General features: G+C 58.4%; 17 protein-coding genes and 4 tRNA genes. 4 read left to right on the top strand and 17 right to left on the bottom strand.

Features of this window, described 5'->3' with window-relative positions; all coding sequences use genetic code 11:
* Window positions 1-116 precede the first annotated feature (116 nt).
* Both ACJ8J5_RS06570 and ACJ8J5_RS06575 read left to right on the top strand, forming a co-directional pair.
* Window positions 117-908 (top strand): cytochrome C assembly family protein, encoded by a 792-nt coding sequence (locus tag ACJ8J5_RS06570; RefSeq protein ID WP_004932506.1) that lies wholly within the window; start codon window positions 117-119, stop codon window positions 906-908.
* 42 nt (window positions 909-950) lie between these two features.
* Complete coding sequence (locus ACJ8J5_RS06575; protein ID WP_016929024.1) at window positions 951-2,240, top strand: HlyC/CorC family transporter; 1,290 nt, start codon at window positions 951-953, stop codon at window positions 2,238-2,240.
* Between the two features lie 65 nt (window positions 2,241-2,305).
* Here the strand turns inward: ACJ8J5_RS06575 and luxS are convergent, their stop codons facing one another.
* The 10 genes from luxS to alaS form a co-directional block, all read right to left on the bottom strand.
* Complete coding sequence (luxS, locus tag ACJ8J5_RS06580; protein WP_004932513.1) at window positions 2,306-2,821, bottom strand: S-ribosylhomocysteine lyase; 516 nt, start codon at window positions 2,819-2,821, stop codon at window positions 2,306-2,308.
* 166 nt (window positions 2,822-2,987) lie between these two features.
* Window positions 2,988-4,550 carry a glutamate--cysteine ligase gene (gene gshA / locus ACJ8J5_RS06585; protein WP_025301637.1) on the bottom strand — a complete coding sequence of 521 codons (1,563 nt, stop codon included), beginning with the start codon at window positions 4,548-4,550 and terminating at the stop codon, window positions 2,988-2,990.
* A gap of 82 nt (window positions 4,551-4,632) precedes the next feature.
* The gene (locus ACJ8J5_RS06590) at window positions 4,633-5,061 is read right to left on the bottom strand and encodes a YqaA family protein (protein ID WP_173889499.1); all 429 of its coding nucleotides are present in this window, start codon (window positions 5,059-5,061) and stop codon (window positions 4,633-4,635) included.
* Entirely contained in the window at window positions 5,058-5,624 is a 567-nt protein-coding gene (yqaB, locus tag ACJ8J5_RS06595) for a fructose-1-phosphate/6-phosphogluconate phosphatase (protein ID WP_025301636.1), read from the bottom strand. The genes ACJ8J5_RS06590 and yqaB overlap by 4 nt, the downstream gene beginning before the upstream one ends.
* Before the next feature lie 172 nt (window positions 5,625-5,796).
* A tRNA-Arg gene (locus ACJ8J5_RS06600) sits at window positions 5,797-5,873 on the bottom strand.
* A 54-nt stretch (window positions 5,874-5,927) separates the two neighbouring features.
* Window positions 5,928-6,004 (bottom strand) — tRNA-Arg (locus ACJ8J5_RS06605).
* Window positions 6,005-6,201: 197 nt separating this feature from the next.
* Window positions 6,202-6,278 (bottom strand) — tRNA-Arg (locus ACJ8J5_RS06610).
* A 3-nt stretch (window positions 6,279-6,281) separates the two neighbouring features.
* Window positions 6,282-6,374: transfer RNA gene (locus ACJ8J5_RS06615), tRNA-Ser, on the bottom strand.
* A 310-nt stretch (window positions 6,375-6,684) separates the two neighbouring features.
* On the bottom strand, window positions 6,685-6,870 hold the full coding sequence (gene csrA, locus ACJ8J5_RS06620; RefSeq protein WP_004091602.1) for a carbon storage regulator CsrA: 186 nt from the start codon (window positions 6,868-6,870) through the stop codon (window positions 6,685-6,687).
* A gap of 252 nt (window positions 6,871-7,122) precedes the next feature.
* Window positions 7,123-9,750 carry an alanine--tRNA ligase gene (alaS, locus tag ACJ8J5_RS06625; protein WP_049207215.1) on the bottom strand — a complete coding sequence of 876 codons (2,628 nt, stop codon included), beginning with the start codon at window positions 9,748-9,750 and terminating at the stop codon, window positions 7,123-7,125.
* Between alaS and ACJ8J5_RS06630 the strand changes: the two genes are divergently transcribed.
* Window positions 9,700-9,843, top strand: a complete 144-nt coding sequence (locus tag ACJ8J5_RS06630; RefSeq protein WP_162180460.1) for a hypothetical protein — start codon at window positions 9,700-9,702, stop codon at window positions 9,841-9,843. The genes alaS and ACJ8J5_RS06630 overlap by 51 nt on opposite strands.
* Window positions 9,844-9,883: 40 nt before the next feature.
* On the opposite strand, the gene recX is transcribed toward ACJ8J5_RS06630, so the two are convergent.
* The 3 genes from recX to pncC all read right to left on the bottom strand — a co-directional run bounded on the left by recX (window position 9,884) and on the right by pncC (window position 12,121).
* A complete protein-coding gene (gene recX, locus ACJ8J5_RS06635) occupies window positions 9,884-10,396 on the bottom strand; it encodes a recombination regulator RecX (protein WP_025301634.1) in 513 nt (170 codons plus the stop codon).
* Between the two features lie 60 nt (window positions 10,397-10,456).
* Window positions 10,457-11,521, bottom strand: a complete 1,065-nt coding sequence (recA, locus tag ACJ8J5_RS06640; RefSeq protein WP_004932541.1) for a recombinase RecA — start codon at window positions 11,519-11,521, stop codon at window positions 10,457-10,459.
* Between the two features lie 111 nt (window positions 11,522-11,632).
* On the bottom strand, window positions 11,633-12,121 hold the full coding sequence (gene pncC / locus ACJ8J5_RS06645; RefSeq protein WP_414104745.1) for a nicotinamide-nucleotide amidase: 489 nt from the start codon (window positions 12,119-12,121) through the stop codon (window positions 11,633-11,635).
* Between the two features lie 243 nt (window positions 12,122-12,364).
* Between pncC and ACJ8J5_RS06650 the strand changes: the two genes are divergently transcribed.
* Complete coding sequence (locus ACJ8J5_RS06650; RefSeq protein WP_197836107.1) at window positions 12,365-13,744, top strand: MFS transporter; 1,380 nt, start codon at window positions 12,365-12,367, stop codon at window positions 13,742-13,744.
* A 9-nt stretch (window positions 13,745-13,753) separates the two neighbouring features.
* Here the strand turns inward: ACJ8J5_RS06650 and chbG are convergent, their stop codons facing one another.
* The 4 genes from chbG to chbC form a co-directional block, all read right to left on the bottom strand.
* The gene (chbG, locus tag ACJ8J5_RS06655) at window positions 13,754-14,515 is read right to left on the bottom strand and encodes a chitin disaccharide deacetylase (RefSeq protein WP_197836109.1); all 762 of its coding nucleotides are present in this window, start codon (window positions 14,513-14,515) and stop codon (window positions 13,754-13,756) included.
* A 148-nt stretch (window positions 14,516-14,663) separates the two neighbouring features.
* On the bottom strand, window positions 14,664-15,512 hold the full coding sequence (gene chbR / locus ACJ8J5_RS06660; protein WP_043135810.1) for a transcriptional regulator ChbR: 849 nt from the start codon (window positions 15,510-15,512) through the stop codon (window positions 14,664-14,666).
* Between the two features lie 15 nt (window positions 15,513-15,527).
* On the bottom strand, window positions 15,528-16,913 hold the full coding sequence (locus tag ACJ8J5_RS06665) for a glycoside hydrolase family 1 protein (protein WP_049294840.1): 1,386 nt from the start codon (window positions 16,911-16,913) through the stop codon (window positions 15,528-15,530).
* 43 nt (window positions 16,914-16,956) lie between these two features.
* Window positions 16,957-18,318 (bottom strand): PTS N,N'-diacetylchitobiose transporter subunit IIC, encoded by a 1,362-nt coding sequence (chbC, locus tag ACJ8J5_RS06670; RefSeq protein ID WP_173889507.1) that lies wholly within the window; start codon window positions 18,316-18,318, stop codon window positions 16,957-16,959.

Raw genomic sequence — 18,318 nt, forward strand, 5'->3', positions numbered from 1 at the left:
ATGATAACACGAAGCGCGGCGGATCTCTGCCTCAGCGTTGGAGATAGGTTGGAGTGAAACGCGCGCAACGTTATACTGACACTCCAATTAACCACGCCGAAGCAAAATTAAACGCTATGCCAGTTTTCTCCATTGTGGCTTTGATGGCCTACCTGCTCAGCCTTGGACTGATCATTCCCAGCTTGTTGCGGAAGAACAGCGCATACCGTCGGCTTGCCCTCGTCTCGGCGGTGGTGGCGCTGATTTGCCATGCCATCGCGCTGCAGCAGCGCATCTTTGACGTCAGCGCCGGGCAGAATCTCAGCCTGCTGAACATTGGCTCCATCGTCAGCCTGATCATCTGCTCGGTGATGACCTTCGTCGCCTCGCGCGACCGCGGCTGGTTCCTGCTGCCGATCGTCTACAGCTTCGCGATGATCAACCTGGCCTTCGCCAGCTTCATGCCCGGCGAGTTCATCACTCACCTGGAAGCCAGCCCGGAACTGATGGTGCATATCGGCCTGGCGCTGTTCTCTTACGCTACCCTGATCATCGCCGCGCTCTACGCCTTGCAGCTCGCCTGGCTCGACTACCTTCTGAAAAACAAGAAGTTGACCTTTAGCGCCGACATGCCGCCGCTGATGAGCATCGAGCGCAAGATGTTCCATATCACCCAGATCGGCGTGGTGCTGCTGACGCTCACCCTGTGCACCGGCCTGCTGTACATGGATAATCTGTTCAGCAAAGAGAACGTGCATAAAGCCGTGCTGTCGATCATGGCCTGGTTCGTGTATATCGTGCTGTTGTGGGGCCATTACCATGAAGGCTGGCGCGGCCGCCGCGTCGTCTGGTTCAGCTTCGCCGGCGCTTTCCTGCTGACGCTCGCCTACTTCGGCAGTCGTCTGATTCAGCAGGTGATGGTGCGCTAAGCCAGCCCGGCTCAATTCTCCCTCTCTATAAGGAATACTGCATTGGAGCATGTGTCGACGGGGACCCTCATCATTATCCTGGTGATCATGATCGTGGTCTCCGCTTACTTCTCCGCTTCCGAAACCGGCATGATGACGCTCAACCGTTATCGCCTGCGTCACCTGTCCAAACAGGGCAACCGCTCGGCGCGTCGGGTGGAGAAGCTGCTGCAAAAACCGGATCGGCTGATCGGCCTGGTGTTGATCGGCAACAACCTGGTCAACATCCTCGCCTCGGCGCTGGCGACCATCGTCGGCATGCGGCTGTATGGCGATCTCGGCGTGGCGATCGCGACCGGCATACTGACCTTCGCCGTGCTGCTGTTCGCCGAAGTGCTGCCAAAGACCTTCGCCGCCCTCTATCCGGAACGTATTGCCTTCCCCAGCAGCGTCCTGCTGGCGCCATTGCAAAAGGTGATGTTCCCGCTGGTCTGGCTGCTCAACGGCATCACCAGCCTGACCTTGCGCCTGTTCGGCATCCGCACCAACGTGCGCATCAGCGACGCTGTCAGCAAGGATGAGCTGCGCACTATCGTGCGCGAATCCCAGTCGCAAATCTCCCGCCGCAATCAGGACATGCTGATCTCGGTGCTGGATCTGGAAAAGGTGACGGTTAACGACATCATGGTGCCGCGCACCGAGATCGTCGGCATCGACGTCAACGACGACTGGAAGTCGATCATGCGCCAGCTGACCCACTCGCCGCACGGCCGCATCGTGCTGTATCGCAGCTCGCTGGACGACGCGATCGGCATGCTGCGCGTGCGCGAAGCCTATCGTCTGATGACCGAGAAAAAAGAGTTCAACAAAGAGAACCTGCTGCGCGCCGCCGATGAGATCTACTTCGTGCCGGAAGGCACGCCGCTCAACGTGCAGCTGGTGAAGTTCCAGCGCAACAAAGAGAAGGTCGGCATCGTGGTCGACGAGTACGGCGACATTCAGGGCCTGGTTACGGTGGAAGACATCCTCGAGGAGATCGTCGGCGACTTCACCACCTCGATGTCACCGACGCTGGCGGAAGAAGTCACGCCGCAGAGCGACGGTTCGGTCTTGATCGACGGCACCGCCAACGTACGGGAGCTGAACAAAGCCTTCAACTGGACCTTGCCGGCCAATGAAGCCCGTACCGTCAACGGTATGCTGCTGGAAGAACTGGAAGAGATCCCCGAAATCGGCACCCGGGTGCGTATCGGCCATTACGATATCGACATTCTCGACGTACAGGGCAACATGATCAAACAGGTGCGAGTCACGCCGATCACCTCGCTGCAGTCCAGCGTCGGCCATCACTGACCGCCGGCCAGAACGTAAAAAAGACGCGAAATCGCGTCTTTTTTGTTTCTGCGGGAAACGTACGGTCAGATATGCAGCTCCTGCAGCTTCTCTTTCGGCAGCGCCAGCTCGTCGTTGTGGTTCACCACCACGCCGTTATCCAGAATGTGCTTGGCGATTTCCTGCGCTTCTTCCAGCGAGTGCATGTGGTAGGTACCACACTGGTACTCGTTCAGCTCAGGGATCTTGCGCTGGTCGGTCACTTTCAGCACGTCGGCCATCGCCGCTTTCCAGGCATCGGCAACGCGCTGCTCTTCCGGCACGCCGATCAGGCTCATGTAGAAACCGGTGCGGCAGCCCATTGGGGAGATGTCGATAATCTCCACGCCCTGGCCGTTCAGGTGGTCGCGCATAAAGCCGGCGAACAGGTGTTCCAGCGTGTGAATGCCGCGTTCGGGCATCACTTCCAGGTTCGGGCGGCAAAAGCGCAGATCAAACACCGTGATGGTATCGCCATGAGGCGTTTTCATGGTTTTTGCAACGCGGACAGCCGGAGCTGCCATACGGGTATGATCGACGGTAAAGCTATCCAGCAATGGCATTTCGCTACCTCCTCGTAAAAGAGCATTTATTTCGAAACTTTTTTTCCTAACCGGGAAACCTTTTCCAACCCTGCGAGTCTGAGTATGTGAAAGACGCGCATTTGTTATCATCATCCCTGTCATCAGAGATGCATATTTGGCCACATTGATGTGGCCTTTTTCTTTTTCAGCTTCCGCCGTTTTGCTTCAGGAACGCTTCAAAGCTTAGCGTATCATTGGCTTCTATGTCGCGTTGGCGCTGCCACGAGGCTTCCCGCTCTTTATCCAGCTCGGCCTCATTCAGGATTTCCAACGGTTCTTCCAGCAACGTCTGGCGATACTGCTCCGCCAGCTGCAGACCGACGCGCCCAGTGCCTTCCGCCTTCATCGCCTTCAGAATGCGCGCGGAGAAGGTCAGCTCAGGATCGTCAAATGCGGCGACCAGCTCATCGCACACCTGCTGGTATTGACGGTTGCCGGCTTCGCCGTCCAACACTTCCGCGACCCGACGCAGATCGGCGAACAGCGCCTTGCCCACGTTTTCCAGCGGTTCATGGCTGGCGCCACAGCCGATGCCGATGGTCTGGCCCGGCTTGCGCCCTTCCAGAATCACCCGGTTCCAGTTCTTGCGCGTGCACAGCAGTTCATCGCTGCTCATCTCCGGCGCATCGGCCAGCGCGCACCACACCAGGAACAGATCCAGGAAACGCGCCTGCACCGCATCCACGCCGATCGGCGAGAACGGGTTGATATCCAGCGAACGCACTTCGATATATTCGATACCGCCGCGCAGCAGCGCGTCTGACGGCGTCTCGCCGCTTTTGGTCACGCGCTTCGGCCGGATCGGCGCATACAGCTCGTTTTCGATTTGCAGCACGTTACTGTTCAACTGCAGGTAGCGGTCACCCTCTTTCACGCCCAGCTTGGCGAACTCTTCGGAAGGCGTAACGATCGCCCGCTTCAGACCGGCCACATAGCTGTGCAGATCGTTGAAGGTGATGCCCAAATTGCTCTGCGACTTATTGGTGTAGCCCAGGTCGCTCAGACGCAGCGAGGTGGCGTACGGCAGATAGCACATCCCCTGCTCGGTGCGTTCGAACGGCAGAGTGGTCTCGCGACCTTTGAGGAACGAAGAACAAATGGCCGGCGATGCGCCGAACAGATACGGGATCACCCAACCGAAACGGTAATAGTTGCGGATCAGGCGGAAATACCCCGCCGAGATCTGCTCTTTACCGCTTTCTGCGTCCTGCACGCCAGCCCAGGCCTGCCAAAACTCCAGCGGCAGCGAGAAGTTGTAGTGCACGCCGGAAATGGTCTGCATCAACGCGCCATAGCGATTCTTCAACCCTTCGCGGTACAGCGTCTTCATGCGGCCGATGTTCGACGAACCGAACTGCGCCAGCTCAATATCCTGCTCGGCTTCGATAAAGCACGGCATGCTGAGCGGCCACATGCGCTCATCGCCAATATTGCGCGCCACGTAGCGATGAATATCGCGCAGGAACGTCAGCAGGTGATCGATATTGTCATCAACCGGCGTAATGAACTCTAACAGCGCCTCGGCGAAATCCGTGGTGATCCAGTGGTGCGTCAATGCCGCCCCCAGCTTTTCCGGATGCCCGGTAGTCGCCAAGGTGCCGTTCGGCGTGACTCGCAGCGTTTCACGCTCGATGCCGCGACGAATGCCTTTTAATGCCTGAGGATGGGCTTCCAACCAAGAAAGCGCCTGTGATACGTCCGGGATCAAATTGACCTCCCGCTTCTAAAAACAATAACTCGTAAGCATACTGAATCCGCACCCGAGAGAATATTGAGTTATATTCACTTGGTTACTGCCACCAGGCGATGCCCTGTACCGTTATCATAGTCAAAACGATGTAACGCAGCGCCTTTCCGATACACAGAAACAGCGCGACAGAGCCCCAGGGCATGCGCAGCCAACCTGCCAACACGCACAACAAATCGCCCACCACCGGCACCCAACTGAGCAGCAGCGCAGCCGGGCCGAAGCGTTGCAGCCACCCGAGCGCCGTTGCCAGCCCCCGCTGTGATTTCAACGCCGGTAACAGGCGCCCGATAATGACATTGGTCAAGCCGCCCAGCGTGTTGCCCAGGGTCGCGGCCAGTACCAGCAATTCCGGCGAGACGCGACTCTGGGTCAGCAAGGCGACCAGAACGATTTCTGAATTTCCCGGCAGCAGCGTCGCACTGAGGAAGCTACTGCCAAATAACGATATTACGGCTAGCGTACTACTCACAGCGTGCGGACGTCTACCACAGCCATACCGGCACTTTTCGCCGCCTGAATGCCAAATTCGGCATCTTCAAACACCACGCATTTTTCCGGCGGCACGCCGATCAGTTCAGCACAGCGTAAGAAGGTATCCGGCTCCGGTTTATGGCGCTGTACGTCGTCCGCGCCGACGATCGCGTCGAAGCAGTCGAACAGGCCGAGATGACGCAGCAGCATTTCCGCCATGCGGTGCTCGCTGCCGGTACCGACCGCCATCGGACGGCGACCGTGATAGGACTTCACCACCTCGATCAGCGGCAAGGGACGCACGCTATCCAGCAGCATCGCTTCCACCGCGCGGGTTTTCTCCGCCGCCAGGTGATGGGGATCGAGGTCGGCCTGATGGCTGGCGATAATCGCCTGAGCGATGCGCCAGGTCGGCGAACCGCTCAGCGCCACCATGGCCGTTTCATCAAACGTCATGCCATAACGGGACAACACTTCATGCCACGCTTTACGGTGCGTTGGCTCGGTGTCCAGAATCGTGCCGTCCATGTCGAAAATAAGACCCTGATAGCGGTCGTACATCGTTACTCCATGATCGTTGAGGAAAGAAAACTACTTTAGCGTAAAGCCGATGGGTTGTCGCTGACTGCGTCATAGCGGAATGTGCTGTGCCTAATCGTACACAAAGGGGAAAGAGGGGGAGATAGATAAAGGCTGAAAAGCGAAAAACCCGCCGAGGCGGGTTTCTCTTAGATGGTGCATCCAGGAGGATTCGAACCTCCGACCGCTCGGTTCGTAGCCGAGTACTCTATCCAGCTGAGCTATGGATGCATGTCTATTTTTTTACTGCTTGCCTGCTTCGCTAACGAAACACGACAGAAAGAATGGTGCATCCAGGAGGATTCGAACCTCCGACCGCTCGGTTCGTAGCCGAGTACTCTATCCAGCTGAGCTATGGATGCACAGGAATTCTTTTTTGATACCGTATGGTACGTTGTTACTACCCCACCATACTGCAAAATATGGTGCATCCAGGAGGATTACTCGGCGCTAGCGCCTCGCCCTACGGGCCATTGCTTAAGCAATGTTATCCTCCTTCGAGCACTTTCTTGCTCGTCACCTGTCTGAAACTCTCGCTTCGCGACACATGAGGAAAATATGGTGCATCCAGGAGGATTCGAACCTCCGACCGCTCGGTTCGTAGCCGAGTACTCTATCCAGCTGAGCTATGGATGCAAATGGCGGTGAGGCGGGGATTCGAACCCCGGATGCAGCTTTTGACCGCATACTCCCTTAGCAGGGGAGCGCCTTCAGCCTCTCGGCCACCTCACCATACGCTTCTTTCGAATTGTGCCTAACTTGCTTTGGAGAAGCTCATCGGCACTGCGTGGCGCACATATTACTTTCTCCGACTTTTAAGTCAAACAATTTTTCCCAACTCATGCGCGTTTGCACAATTCACACCCAACATGGGCGATTTCACGGCAAAAAGGGCGTTTTATCAACAGGCAACCGCAGCGTCTGTGGCAACAAAGCAGGAAACTCACCGGGAAAATAATCACGAAAAAGAGAGGGGAGAACGAAAGAAGTGGGTAAAACGATGCAGTAGCGTCTCGTCTGGCAACGAGACGCTGCTTCGGAATCAGTAAGTCGTCTGCTGAGACTTCTCTGCCTGAATGCGCTGATAGATTTCTTCACGGTGAACCGAAACCTCTTTGGGGGCATTCACACCAATACGCACCTGGTTGCCTTTTACCCCTAGCACAGTGACCGTAACCTCATCGCCAATCATGAGGGTTTCACCAACTCGACGAGTCAGAATTAACATTCTTTGCTCCTTGAAAGATTAAAAGAGTCGGGTCTCTCAGTTTCCCCGTCATTATCCATCATATGTGGTGAAAACGTAAGCCGCGCAATCCACAATAAGTGTAAGCAGACTTGGTCCCACCTCAGATAATGGTAAGTTTAGCCGACCTGAAAAACTTTGTTCCCGCAATTGTAACTAAATTGTGTTAGCACAGTATGAAAACGCCATAATCAACAAAGTATTATGGCGTTTGTGCGTGCTATTTATTTATGTTCACAGCTTCGAGGCCACCCAGGCTTCTACGCTGTTTAACGCCGCTGGCAGGGCGTTGATATCCGTCCCCCCCGCCATCGCCATATCAGGGCGACCACCGCCCTTGCCGCCGACCTGCTGCGCCACGTTGCCGATCAACTCGCCGGCTTTCACGCGGTCAGTCAGATCCTTGGTCACGCCCGCGACCAGGCTGACTTTGTCATCAGCCGTCGTCGCCAACACGATAATGGCCGAACCCAATTGATTTTTCAGGTCATCCACCATAGTGCGCAGCATTTTGGCTTCGACATTGTCCAACTGGCTGACCAACAGCTTCACGCCGTTAACCACTTTCGCCTGACTGGACAGCGACGCGCTTTCCTGCGCCGCCTGCTGATCTTTCAGTTGCTGCAGTTCTTTTTCCAGCACGCGGGTGCGATCGAGCACCGAGCGCACTTTATCGGTCAGGTTGTTGCTATCGCCCTTCACCAACTGCGCAACGTCTTGCAACAAATCGCTTTGCTGATGCAGCGTAGCGATAGCGCCAGCGCCGGTTACCGCTTCAATACGGCGGATGCCCGCCGCGGTGCCAGACTCGCTCAGAATGCGGAACAGGCCGATATCGCCGGTGCGGCTGGCGTGGGTGCCGCCGCACAGCTCGGTGGAGAAGTCGCCCATGGTCAGCACGCGAACGTTGTCGTCGTACTTCTCACCGAACAGCGCCATCGCACCCTTCTCTTTGGCATCTTCCAACGCCATCAGCTCGGTCTGCACCGGCAGGTTACGACGCACCTGCTGGTTAACCAGATCTTCCACCGCGCGAATTTGTTCCGGCTTCATCGCTTCGAAATGCGAGAAGTCGAAGCGCAGGTATTTGTCGTTAACCAGAGAGCCTTTCTGCGCAACGTGCTCGCCCAACGTTTGGCGCAGCGCAGCGTGCAGCAGGTGGGTCGCGGAGTGGTTCAGGCGGATGCTGTTGCGGCGTTCAGTGTCGATCTGCGCGTCTACGCGATCGTTCAGCTTCAGCGAACCTTGCGCCAGCTTGCCTTGATGGCCGATAGCCTGACCGTATTTCTGGGTGTCGTTGACCACAAACTCGGCGCCTGCGGCTTTCAGCACGCCTTTATCGCCGACCTGGCCGCCGGATTCACCGTAGAACGGCGTCTCGTCCAGCACCACCACCGCCTCTTCGCCAGCGTTGATCTGATCGACCGGCTGGCCGTCGCGGAACAGCGCAATGACCATCGCCTGCTGCTCGTCGTGATCGTAGCCGCTGAACTGGCTGCTGCCGTCCACACGGATCAGGCTGTTGTAGTCGGCGCCGAAGCCGCTGGATTCGCGCGCGCGGCGGCGCTGTGCTTCCATCGCCTCTTCAAAGCCCGCTTCGTCGACTTTCAGACCGCGCTCGCGGCAGACGTCAGCGGTCAGGTCCACCGGGAAGCCGTAGGTATCGTACAGACGGAAAGCGGTTTCGCCGTCCAGGGTATCGCCCTGCAGCTTGGCCAGCTCTTCATCCAGCAGCGCCAGACCACGCTCCAGCGTACGGGCAAACTGCTCTTCTTCGGTTTTCAGCACCTGCTCCACCAGCGACTGCTGGCGTTTCAGTTCATCGGCCGCCGGGCCCATCACTTCGATCAGCGGCGCCACCAGCTTGTAGAAGAAGGTGTCTTTCGCGCCCAGCATGTTGCCATGGCGGATCGCACGACGAATGATGCGACGCAGCACGTAGCCGCGGTTTTCGTTAGACGGGATCACGCCGTCAGACACCAGGAAGGCGCAGGAACGGATGTGGTCGGCGATAACGCGCAGAGATTTATTGTCCAGATCGGTCGCACCGGTCACTTTCGCCACGGCGGCAATCAGGGTGCGGAACAGGTCGATCTCATAGTTGGAGTTCACATGCTGCAACACCGCCGCGATGCGTTCCAGGCCCATACCGGTATCCACCGAAGGTTTCGGCAGCGGCAACATGGTGCCGTCGGACTGACGGTTGAACTGCATGAAAACGATGTTCCAGATCTCGATGTAGCGATCGCCGTCTTCTTCCGGGCTGCCCGGAGGACCACCCCAAATGTGATCGCCGTGATCGTAGAAAATCTCGGTGCACGGGCCGCATGGGCCGGTATCGCCCATCTGCCAGAAGTTATCGGAAGCGAAAGGCGCGCCCTTGTTGTCGCCGATGCGGATAATGCGCTCGGCCGGTACGCCGATTTGCTTCTGCCAGATGTCGAATGCTTCGTCATCGGTTTCATACACGGTGACCCACAGTCGCTCTTTCGGCAGGTTGAACCAGTTTTCACCGGTCAGCAGTTCCCACGCGTAGCTGATCGCATCGTGCTTGAAGTAATCGCCGAAGCTGAAGTTGCCCAGCATTTCAAAGAAGGTGTGGTGACGAGCGGTATACCCGACGTTTTCCAGGTCGTTATGCTTGCCGCCTGCGCGCACGCAGCGCTGCGAGGTAGTGGCGCGGGAATAGGCGCGTTTGTCGAGCCCCAGGAAAACATCCTTAAATTGGTTCATGCCGGCATTGGTAAACAGCAATGTCGGATCATTGTTAGGCACCAGGGAGCTGCTTGCTACAACCTGATGACCCTTACTATGAAAGAAATCGAGAAACGCTTGACGGATCTCAGCGGTGCTCTTGCTCATAATTTTCCTGGAAAGGCTAGAATAACGACACGTGAGCCGGTGGCGCGTCATCCCGACGATGACAACCAGCTCACGAACAAAAAGTGGGGATAAGATAAATTTTCTTCAGAGGGAAGTAAAACCCCGTGTGCGCTCATTGCGCAAAATCACGGTAAATTGACTGAATTTCTTCCTGGAAAAAGCCGCGATAGAGCAGATAACGCTGCACTTTGGCTTTCTCTTTCCAGTCAGTTGGCAACGCATCGCCAAATTTTCGCTGCGCCACCTGTTTCGCCTGTTCACACCAGTCGATGTCGCATTCCGCCAGCGCGTCCTGTACCAGCGCTTTGTCGACGCCCTTTTGCATCAGTTCGCTGCGGATGCGCTGCGCGCCGTAACCTTTGCGGCTGCGGCTGCCAATGTAGCTGTGGGCGAAACGCTTATCGTCCAGCCAGTTGTGCTGATAACAGTAGGCGATAACCTGCTCGATCAGCGCAGGATCTACCGGCTCTTCAGCCACCGGCGGTGATGTCGACGCATGTGGCCCCTTGCCGCCAAAACGGGCTTTCGCCACAAACGGCTGCGCCGCAAGTTTGCGGCGCAGTTCAGCTTCACTATGATCGCGTTGCGACAGCAGGCGCATGGCGCGGCTTAGCAAGTCATTCATCATTTGAGCCTGAATTCAGGGGATGTGCGCCACATAAACGGCGGCGCACATCTTCAGCGATTAAAACTGCTCGCTGGTTTCCGCTTCGTCATCTTCGAAGTCGTCACCGGAGGCAGCCACCAGCTCACCGCCGCTGTGCAGCAGCAGGTCGCGCAGTTTCTTATCCAGCTCGGCGGCGATAGCCGGGTTTTCTTTCAGGAAGTTACAGGCGTTCGCCTTGCCCTGACCGATCTTCTCGCCGTTATAGCTGTACCAGGCGCCGGCTTTTTCGATCATCTTGTGCTTCACGCCCAGATCGACCAGCTCACCACGGCTGTTGATGCCTTCGCCGTACATGATTTGGAATTCAGCCTGTTTGAACGGCGCAGCGATTTTGTTCTTCACCACTTTCACGCGGGTTTCGCTGCCCACCACTTCGTCGCCCTCTTTGATGGCGCCGATACGACGGATATCCAGGCGTACCGAAGCGTAGAACTTCAGGGCGTTACCACCGGTGGTGGTTTCCGGGTTGCCGAACATCACACCGATCTTCATACGGATCTGGTTGATGAAGATCAGCAGGGTATTGGCGTTTTTCAGGTTGCCGGCCAGCTTACGCATCGCCTGGCTCATCATGCGCGCCGCCAGACCCATGTGCGAATCGCCGATTTCACCCTCGATTTCCGCCTTCGGCGTCAGCGCCGCCACGGAGTCGACGATGATGACGTCAACCGCGCCGGAGCGGGTCAGCGCATCACAGATTTCCAGCGCCTGCTCGCCGGTGTCCGGCTGGGAGCACAGCAGGTTGTCGATATCAACGCCCAGCTTTTTCGCATAGATAGGATCCAGCGCATGCTCAGCATCAATGAACGCACAGGTTTTTCCTTCGCGCTGCGCAGCGGCGATCACCTGCAGCGTCAGGGTAGTTTTACCGGACGATTCCGGGCCGTAGATTTCGACGATGCGGCCCATCGGCAGGCCGCCAGCGCCCAGAGCGATATCGAGTGACAGTGAGCCGGTGGAGATCGTTTCCACGTCCATGGAGCGGTCTTCACCCAGGCGCATGATGGAGCCTTTGCCGAACTGTTTCTCAATCTGGCCCAGTGCCGCAGCTAACGCCTTTTGCTTGTTCTCATCAATAGCCATTTTTGCTCCTTCGTTTCGCAATGCCGGTGTTACCCCACACTGCCACTGAATGTATGTTGTGCAGGAAATGTCACTAATTATACTGTATAGTCATACAGTATCAAGCCTAATTTACAAAAATTCGTCGATGGCGGTTTGCAGCGCGAAAATCGTCGCCTGCAGCCGCACCGCATCGCGGTCGCCCTCGAATTGCATCTTGCGCGACAGCCCCCGGCCATCGCTGCCGGCGAAACCGAACCACACGGTGCCGGACGGCTTTTCCGCGCTGCCGCCGTCCGGGCCGGCGATGCCGCTCACCGACAGCGCCAGATCGGCCTGCGCCGCCCGCAGCGCCCCTATCGCCATCTCGCGCACCACCTCTTCGCTGACCGCGCCGTGCGCCGCCAACGTCGCTTCGCTCACCCCCAGCAGGTCATGCTTTGCCGCATTGCTGTAGGTGACGAAACCGCGATCGAAATAGGCGGAGCTGCCGGCGATATCGGTAATGGCCTTGGCGATCCCCCCCCCGGTGCAGGATTCCGCACAGGTGATCCAGCGGCCCTGAGCCTTCAGTTTCTCCCCTGCCAGCACGCTGAGCTGACGCAGTTGGTTTTCACTCATAATCCCTCCCTCGCGAATTCAGGTATATGCGCCCGATAGTAGCATTTATCAAGGCGCTGCAGCGGCTGGCGCGCAGAAATGCGCAGCGCCTCGCAGGAGGTGCGGTTTTAAGCGCCCAGCCAAGCTGCTAGTATCAAAAGAAGCGCCCCATCGAGCGGCGGCGCACCAGCACAAGGAACATCACGGAGGCGGCACGCTGCGGCGGCGGCCTCAGGGCGCACCAGAAGAGATTAGGATGATAGCGTGAAAAAAACGTTGGGCGTATTTTTGCCGTTGTACACCACCACCCTGCTGCTGCTGTTGGGCTCGGGCCTGCTCACCACCTACGTCTCGCTGCGGCTGACCTCCATCCACGTCAGCAGCGCGTTGATCGGCGCTATCATCGCCGCCAACTACATCGGGTTGGTGATCGGCGGCAAGGTCGGCCACTTTCTCATCGCCCGCGTCGGGCATATCCGCGCCTACGTGGCCTGCGCCGGCATCATCACCGCCGCGGTGCTGGGGCACGGCCTGACGGAGTTCATTCCCGCCTGGGTCGCGCTGCGTCTGGTGATCGGGCTGTGCATGATGTGCCAGTATATGGTGCTGGAAAGCTGGCTGAACGACCAGGCGGAATCCAACCAGCGCGGCATGGTGTTCGGCTTCTATATGGCGGCGACCTATCTCGGCATGTCGCTGGGCCAGATCGTGCTGATGCTGCAAAGCAATCTGGGCATCACCACGCTGCTGGTGATCGCACTGTGTTTCGCGCTCTGTCTGGTGCCGATCGCTCTCACCACCCGCACCAATGCGCGCCACATGTCGCCGGCCCCGATGGAGCTGCGTTACTTTGTCGGCGCCATTCCCAAGGTGCTGGCCACCACGTTGGTGATCGGCATGGTGGTGGGCTCGTTTTACGGCCTGGCGCCGGTCTACGCCAGCCTGCAATCCTTAACCACTCAGCAAACCGGCCTGTTCATGGCGCTGGCCATCTTCGCCGGGTTGGTGGCGCAGTTCCCGCTCAGTTGGCTGTCGGATCGCTATAACCGCCCGTTGCTGATGCGCTTCAACGCCATTTTGCTGATCGTGGCGGCGCTGCCGCTGGCGCTGCTGCCGCACATCGATTTCCCGCTGCTGCTGGCTGTGGGGTTCGTCGTCAGCATGCTGCAGTTTACGCTCTATCCGCTGGTGGTGGCATTGGCCAACGATCTGATCGAGCCGGAGCGCCGCGTCTCGCTGGCCGCCTGTCTGCTGATGGCGTTCGGCGTCGGCGCCAGCATCGGGCCGTTGGCGGTCGGCGCACTGATCGAGCCGCTTGGCGGCAATATCCTGTACGCCTTCTTCGCTTTGTGCGGCGTACTGCTGGCGGCCCTCGGCCGTACGGCGAAAGCGGAGGAACCGCAGCTGGCACAGGACGCGCCGGTGCCGCACATTGCGCTGCCGGACAGCCTCGCCAGTTCACCGCTGTCGCCGGCGCTCAATCCAACCTTCGATGAGCAGATCATTCACGACACCATGCCGCCGCCGGAAGCGGCGCCCGATGTCGAGGAGCAACAGCCCGAAGAACAGGAGGCGGAACCCTTGCCTCAGGGAGCCGATCCGGAAGAGGACACCGGCCTGAAAAAGGCGCACGCCATGCTGTAAACGGCGGGGCTACAGATCCTGGAAGGAGCCCAGCATAAAACCGCGTTCGGCGATCGCCGCTTTCAGCGTCGGCGCGGTCAACACATCCAGCTCGACGAGGCGCGGGTGGCAGTATTTGCTCTGCAGGATCGTCGCATCGAGGAACGCCGGGTGGCACATCATTTCCAATGACTCGGCGCCCTGCGCGTCGGCGCGCGCCAACCTCTGCAGGAACAAGGCTTCGGAAATCATTTCACCGTAGAACCCCGCGTCAAACGCGTCGGTGCTGTAGGGCGTCTGCAACGCAATACCGCGCCGTTTCGCCTCTTCGCGATCGAGGCGCAGCGGCAGACCCTGTGCCTGCGCAAACGCCTCCACCAGCGGGTAAATCTGCGGCTGCATATGCACATGGTGGTGGCTGTCGATGTGCGTTGGCGCCCTGCCGAACAGCGTCATAAACCGCGTGAACTGGCGCTGCAGCTCCTCCTGAATCTCGTCCAGCTGCAGCTCGCCGGCCTCGGCGCGGTGCCACAGCCATTTGCCCAGCTCGCCATGCTCATTGACCAGCGAAGGCATAGCGCCCAGCGGCCTGCCATGGGTCAAAACGAAATGCAGTCCGATCGGCAACCCCGGATATTGCCGGCTGAGCACCGCCGCGTGCTGCACGCCGCCGCCGTTCACCATCGCCGTGGTGGAGGAAACGACGCCATGCTGATACGCCTCGACGACGCCGTAGTTCTGTCCTTTGCTCAGGCCGAAGTCGTCGGCATTCACGATCAGTAGTTTTTCCATAATGGCTCCCGCAGGATGAATTTTCGGCAAGGAAAGGCCGACCGACCGGCGCGGCATTCCCCTTCTCGAAGGTAAAAATCGAATGACTAACCGGCCGGCGGCCTAAAGCTCATCGGCATATCGGCGTTAATACTGATCGGGAGCGGCCCTAAAGAGGGCCGTAACACTTTTTTCGGTAGTTGCCTGGGGTCACGTCGGTGAGCCGCTTGAAGTTTTTAATGAACAGACTGACGTCGCCATAGCCGGAATCAAAGGCGATATCGGAAACCGAATAGTTGGTGACCTCCAGCTGCGTCTTGGCGAAGTTGATGCGGATCTCGTTGATCACCTGCATCGGCGTCTTCTGGTAGTAGCGCCGCATCGCCCGGGTCAGATATTCCTGGGTTTTCCCCGACAGCGCCACCATGTTCGCCAACGCCCTTTCGCCGAACATCGCCTTGTCATGCATGCCGGCGAGGGTGTTCTTCAGCCACTGCGGGATATCATCGCCGCCGTCATTGTCTTCTTTATAGTGACGAATACGGCTGATCACATAGAAAGTCAGCGTTTCGAGAAATTCGGCGAAGTCATCCTCGCGAAACTGTGGCGAACTCACCACCGACTCGATGTAGGCCAAGAACTCGCTTCTCAGGCTGTAGGCTTGCGAGGCGACAAAGCAACGCGGCAGCTGCTGCAAATAGTGCTCTTCAAAGAACGCTTTGCTGACCGCCACGTTGAAGATTTTCGTCGCGCCGAACTCGTAAAAGCTCTGGTGGTAGGAGCCGATAGGGATAAAGACGAAATCCCCGCGTTCCAGCAGCACCCGCTTGCCGTTGATCTCCTGATAACATTTGCCGCTCAGCACGATGGTGAACTCGTAATAATCGTGCTGATGCAGCCCGGTGGCGCTTTCCACCTTGTTGTAGATAAACAGGTGAAAATCTTTGCAGTTAAAGAAATCCTGCTCGCGAATCAGCTTCACGTCGTTGGCACTCAGCGAAATTCGGTTATCGGACACGGCACCGGCCTCCCGTTAGTCAAACCCGTTGCGTCTGGCCGCCTCGGCAAACCAGTAGCCGCTTTTCTTGATGGTGCGGCGCTGATCCGCCCGATCCAAGCGCACCAGCCCATAACGATTCTTGTAGGCATTCAGCCAGGACCAGCAGTCGATAAAGGTCCACAGATGATAGCCCTTGCACTGCGAGCCTTCCGCCAGCGCGCGGTGCAGCCACTTCAGATGCTCGCGAATAAAGTCGATGCGGTAATCGTCCTCCACCCGCCCATCGGCGCCGATAAACGCCTCTTCGCCCTCGACGCCCATGCCGTTTTCGGAAATATAACAAGGCAGATTGCCGTAGTTCTCTTTCAGATCCATCAGGATGTCGTACAGCCCCTTCTCGTAGATCTCCCAGCCGCGGTGCGGATTGATTTTGCGGCCCGGCATTGCATAGTAACTGAACAAATCCTCCGGCGATGCGATCGGCCCCTCGGCACGACGCCCCGCTTTCGCCTGTACCCTGCGCGGCTGGTAGTAATTGACGCCGAGGATATCCACTACGCCGCCTTCGATCAGCGGCGCATCCTGCGGCTCGCAGTAGGGCATCAGCCCATGGCGCTCCAGCAAGTGCAGCAACGCCGCCGGATAACGCCCTTTGGCGACCGGATCGAGGAAACTGCGGTTGAGCAGCAGATCGGCGTCGTGTGCGGCCTGCCGATCCTCCGGCGCGTCGGAGCGCGGATAGGTCGGGCTCAGATTCAGAATAATGCCGATGCTCCCCGGCAGCCCGCGCGCTCTGAAACGCTGCACCGCCATGGCGTGCGCCAGTACGCTGTGATACGCCACGGTGATCGCCCGTTTGAAATCCACCACGCAAGGGTAATGCAGGTCATTCAGGTAACCGGCCTCCACCGGCACGATCGGCTCGTTGAAGGTGAACCAGTGGGTAACCCGATCGCCAAACAGACCGAAGCAGATGTCGGCATAACGCGCATAGGCTTCGACCACCGCCCGATTTTCCCAGCCGCCGCGCTGCTGCATGCACAGCGGCATATCGAAGTGATAGAGATTGATAAACGGGGTGATGCCCTGCGCCAGCAGCTCGTCGATCATCGCGTTATAGAAGGCCACCGCCTGCGGGTTCACCTCGCCGTCGCCGTCCGGGATCAGCCGCGACCACGAAATCGAGGTTCTGAAGGTATTGTGGCCCAGCGTTTTGAGCAGCCCGATATCGGTACGGAAATGGTCGTAAAAGGTCGAGGCCTCGGCCGGCCCCACCCGATCGTGAAAGCGCTCGGGCGCGATCTCGTACCAATAATCGAAGATATTGCGGCTCTTGCCGTCCCGCGCTGCCGCACCTTCAGACTGCGGCGCGGAGGTGGCGCTGCCCCACCAGAACCCGTCGGCAAATTGATATTCCATACTCGTGTCCCTCGCGGGGCGGCCGCGCCGCCCCGTTCCACAGTTAGAATTTCAGCGCCTTGGCGATGTCTTCTTCGCTTTCCGTCGCCGCGTCGATCTGGCTCTGCGCCTTGTTGGAGATCGCCACGAACGGCAGATAAATCACGGTGGCGACCGCCAGGTTGAACAGGCTCAGCAACATGGCCATGATGCTGCCGTTGGTGTTGAAGAACGCCCCCAGGCCGACCGGCATGGTCCAGGGCGCAATGTTGGTGATCGGCGGGATCAGCCCGGAGTAATAAGCCAGCGAGGTGATAATGGTCAGTACCGGCTGCACCAGGATGAACGGAATGAACATCACCGGGTTCATGATCACCGGCAGGCCGAACAGAATCGGTTCGTTGATCTGGAAGATGCCGGACGGCGTCGCCAGCTTGGCGACCTGGCGGTAATCTTCGCGGCGCGAGGCGATGAAGATGGCGATAATCAGACCCAGCGTCGAGCCGGTGCCGCCAAGGTAGATGTAGGAGTCGACGAACGGTTTCGCCCACATATGGAACTCTTTGCCGGCGGCCACCGCCGCTTCGACCGAACCGTATTTGTTGTACAGCTCCACGTTTTCCAGCGCGAACGGCGTCATGATGCCGCTGTCCAGCGCCGCCAGCGCCATGGAGCCGTGCACCCCGAAGAACCACAGCAGCGAGGAGAACAGCACGTACACCCAGCCCACCACGCTGCCCATCTTGGCCAGCGGCGCCGAAATGCCGTCCATGATGATCTGGTGGAAGTTGGTGCCCCAGTGCGCCAGCGCGAACGCCACCAGCCCCATGATGGAGAGGATGATGAAACCGGGGATCAGCGCCGAGAAAGAGCGCGACACCGAAGCCGGCACGCTGTCCGGCAAGCTGATCACCCAGTTGCGCCGTACGATGAAAGCAAACATCTCAGCCACCGCCAGCCCGATCACCATACCGGAAATGATGTTGGCGCCGCCCAGCCAATTGGCGCCCACCGCATAGGCCTCGCCGACGTTGAACGGCGTGACGGTCATGAAGGCCGCCACCGCCAGCAGCGCCGAGGCCAGTGGATCGACCTTGCGCTCTTCGGCCAACGCCATGCTGATAAAGAACGGCGTCATCAGGGACATGATCCCCAACGTACCGTTGTAAACGCTGCCGCCAATACTCTTCAGGCTATTCAGCGTCTCGATGGTGGAGGCGTCCACCCTTACACCCAACGAATAGAAAAACGATCCCTCGCCGAAGCTCAGGAACACGTTGTTGATCAACACGAACATCGCCCCGGTCAAGGTCAGCGGCATCAGGCGGATAAAGCCGTTCTTGATGGCGTTGACATGGGGCTGCTTACCGATTTTTACGGCGAAAGGCAGGATAACCTTCTCGAGCGAGGCAATGAGGGTATTCAC

Origin of the sequence: Serratia sp. CY43202, assembly GCF_052168755.1 — a bacterium.
GTDB lineage: Bacteria > Pseudomonadota > Gammaproteobacteria > Enterobacterales > Enterobacteriaceae > Serratia > Serratia bockelmannii.

Coding starts and splice junctions, on each gene's coding strand:
- ACJ8J5_RS06570 (WP_004932506.1), top strand. CDS start 117: ATGCCAGTTTTCTCCATTGTGGCTTTGATGGCCTACCTGCTCAGCCTT.
- luxS (WP_004932513.1), bottom strand. CDS start 2,821: ATGCCATTGCTGGATAGCTTTACCGTCGATCATACCCGTATGGCAGCT.
- yqaB (WP_025301636.1), bottom strand. CDS start 5,624: ATGTACGACCGCTATCAGGGTCTTATTTTCGACATGGACGGCACGATT.
- csrA (WP_004091602.1), bottom strand. CDS start 6,870: ATGTTAATTCTGACTCGTCGAGTTGGTGAAACCCTCATGATTGGCGAT.
- ACJ8J5_RS06630 (WP_162180460.1), top strand. CDS start 9,700: ATGAAAGAAATCGAGAAACGCTTGACGGATCTCAGCGGTGCTCTTGCT.
- alaS (WP_049207215.1), bottom strand. CDS start 9,750: ATGAGCAAGAGCACCGCTGAGATCCGTCAAGCGTTTCTCGATTTCTTT.
- recX (WP_025301634.1), bottom strand. CDS start 10,396: ATGAATGACTTGCTAAGCCGCGCCATGCGCCTGCTGTCGCAACGCGAT.
- recA (WP_004932541.1), bottom strand. CDS start 11,521: ATGGCTATTGATGAGAACAAGCAAAAGGCGTTAGCTGCGGCACTGGGC.
- pncC (WP_414104745.1), bottom strand. CDS start 12,121: ATGAGTGAAAACCAACTGCGTCAGCTCAGCGTGCTGGCAGGGGAGAAA.
- chbG (WP_197836109.1), bottom strand. CDS start 14,515: ATGGAAAAACTACTGATCGTGAATGCCGACGACTTCGGCCTGAGCAAA.
- ACJ8J5_RS06665 (WP_049294840.1), bottom strand. CDS start 16,913: ATGGAATATCAATTTGCCGACGGGTTCTGGTGGGGCAGCGCCACCTCC.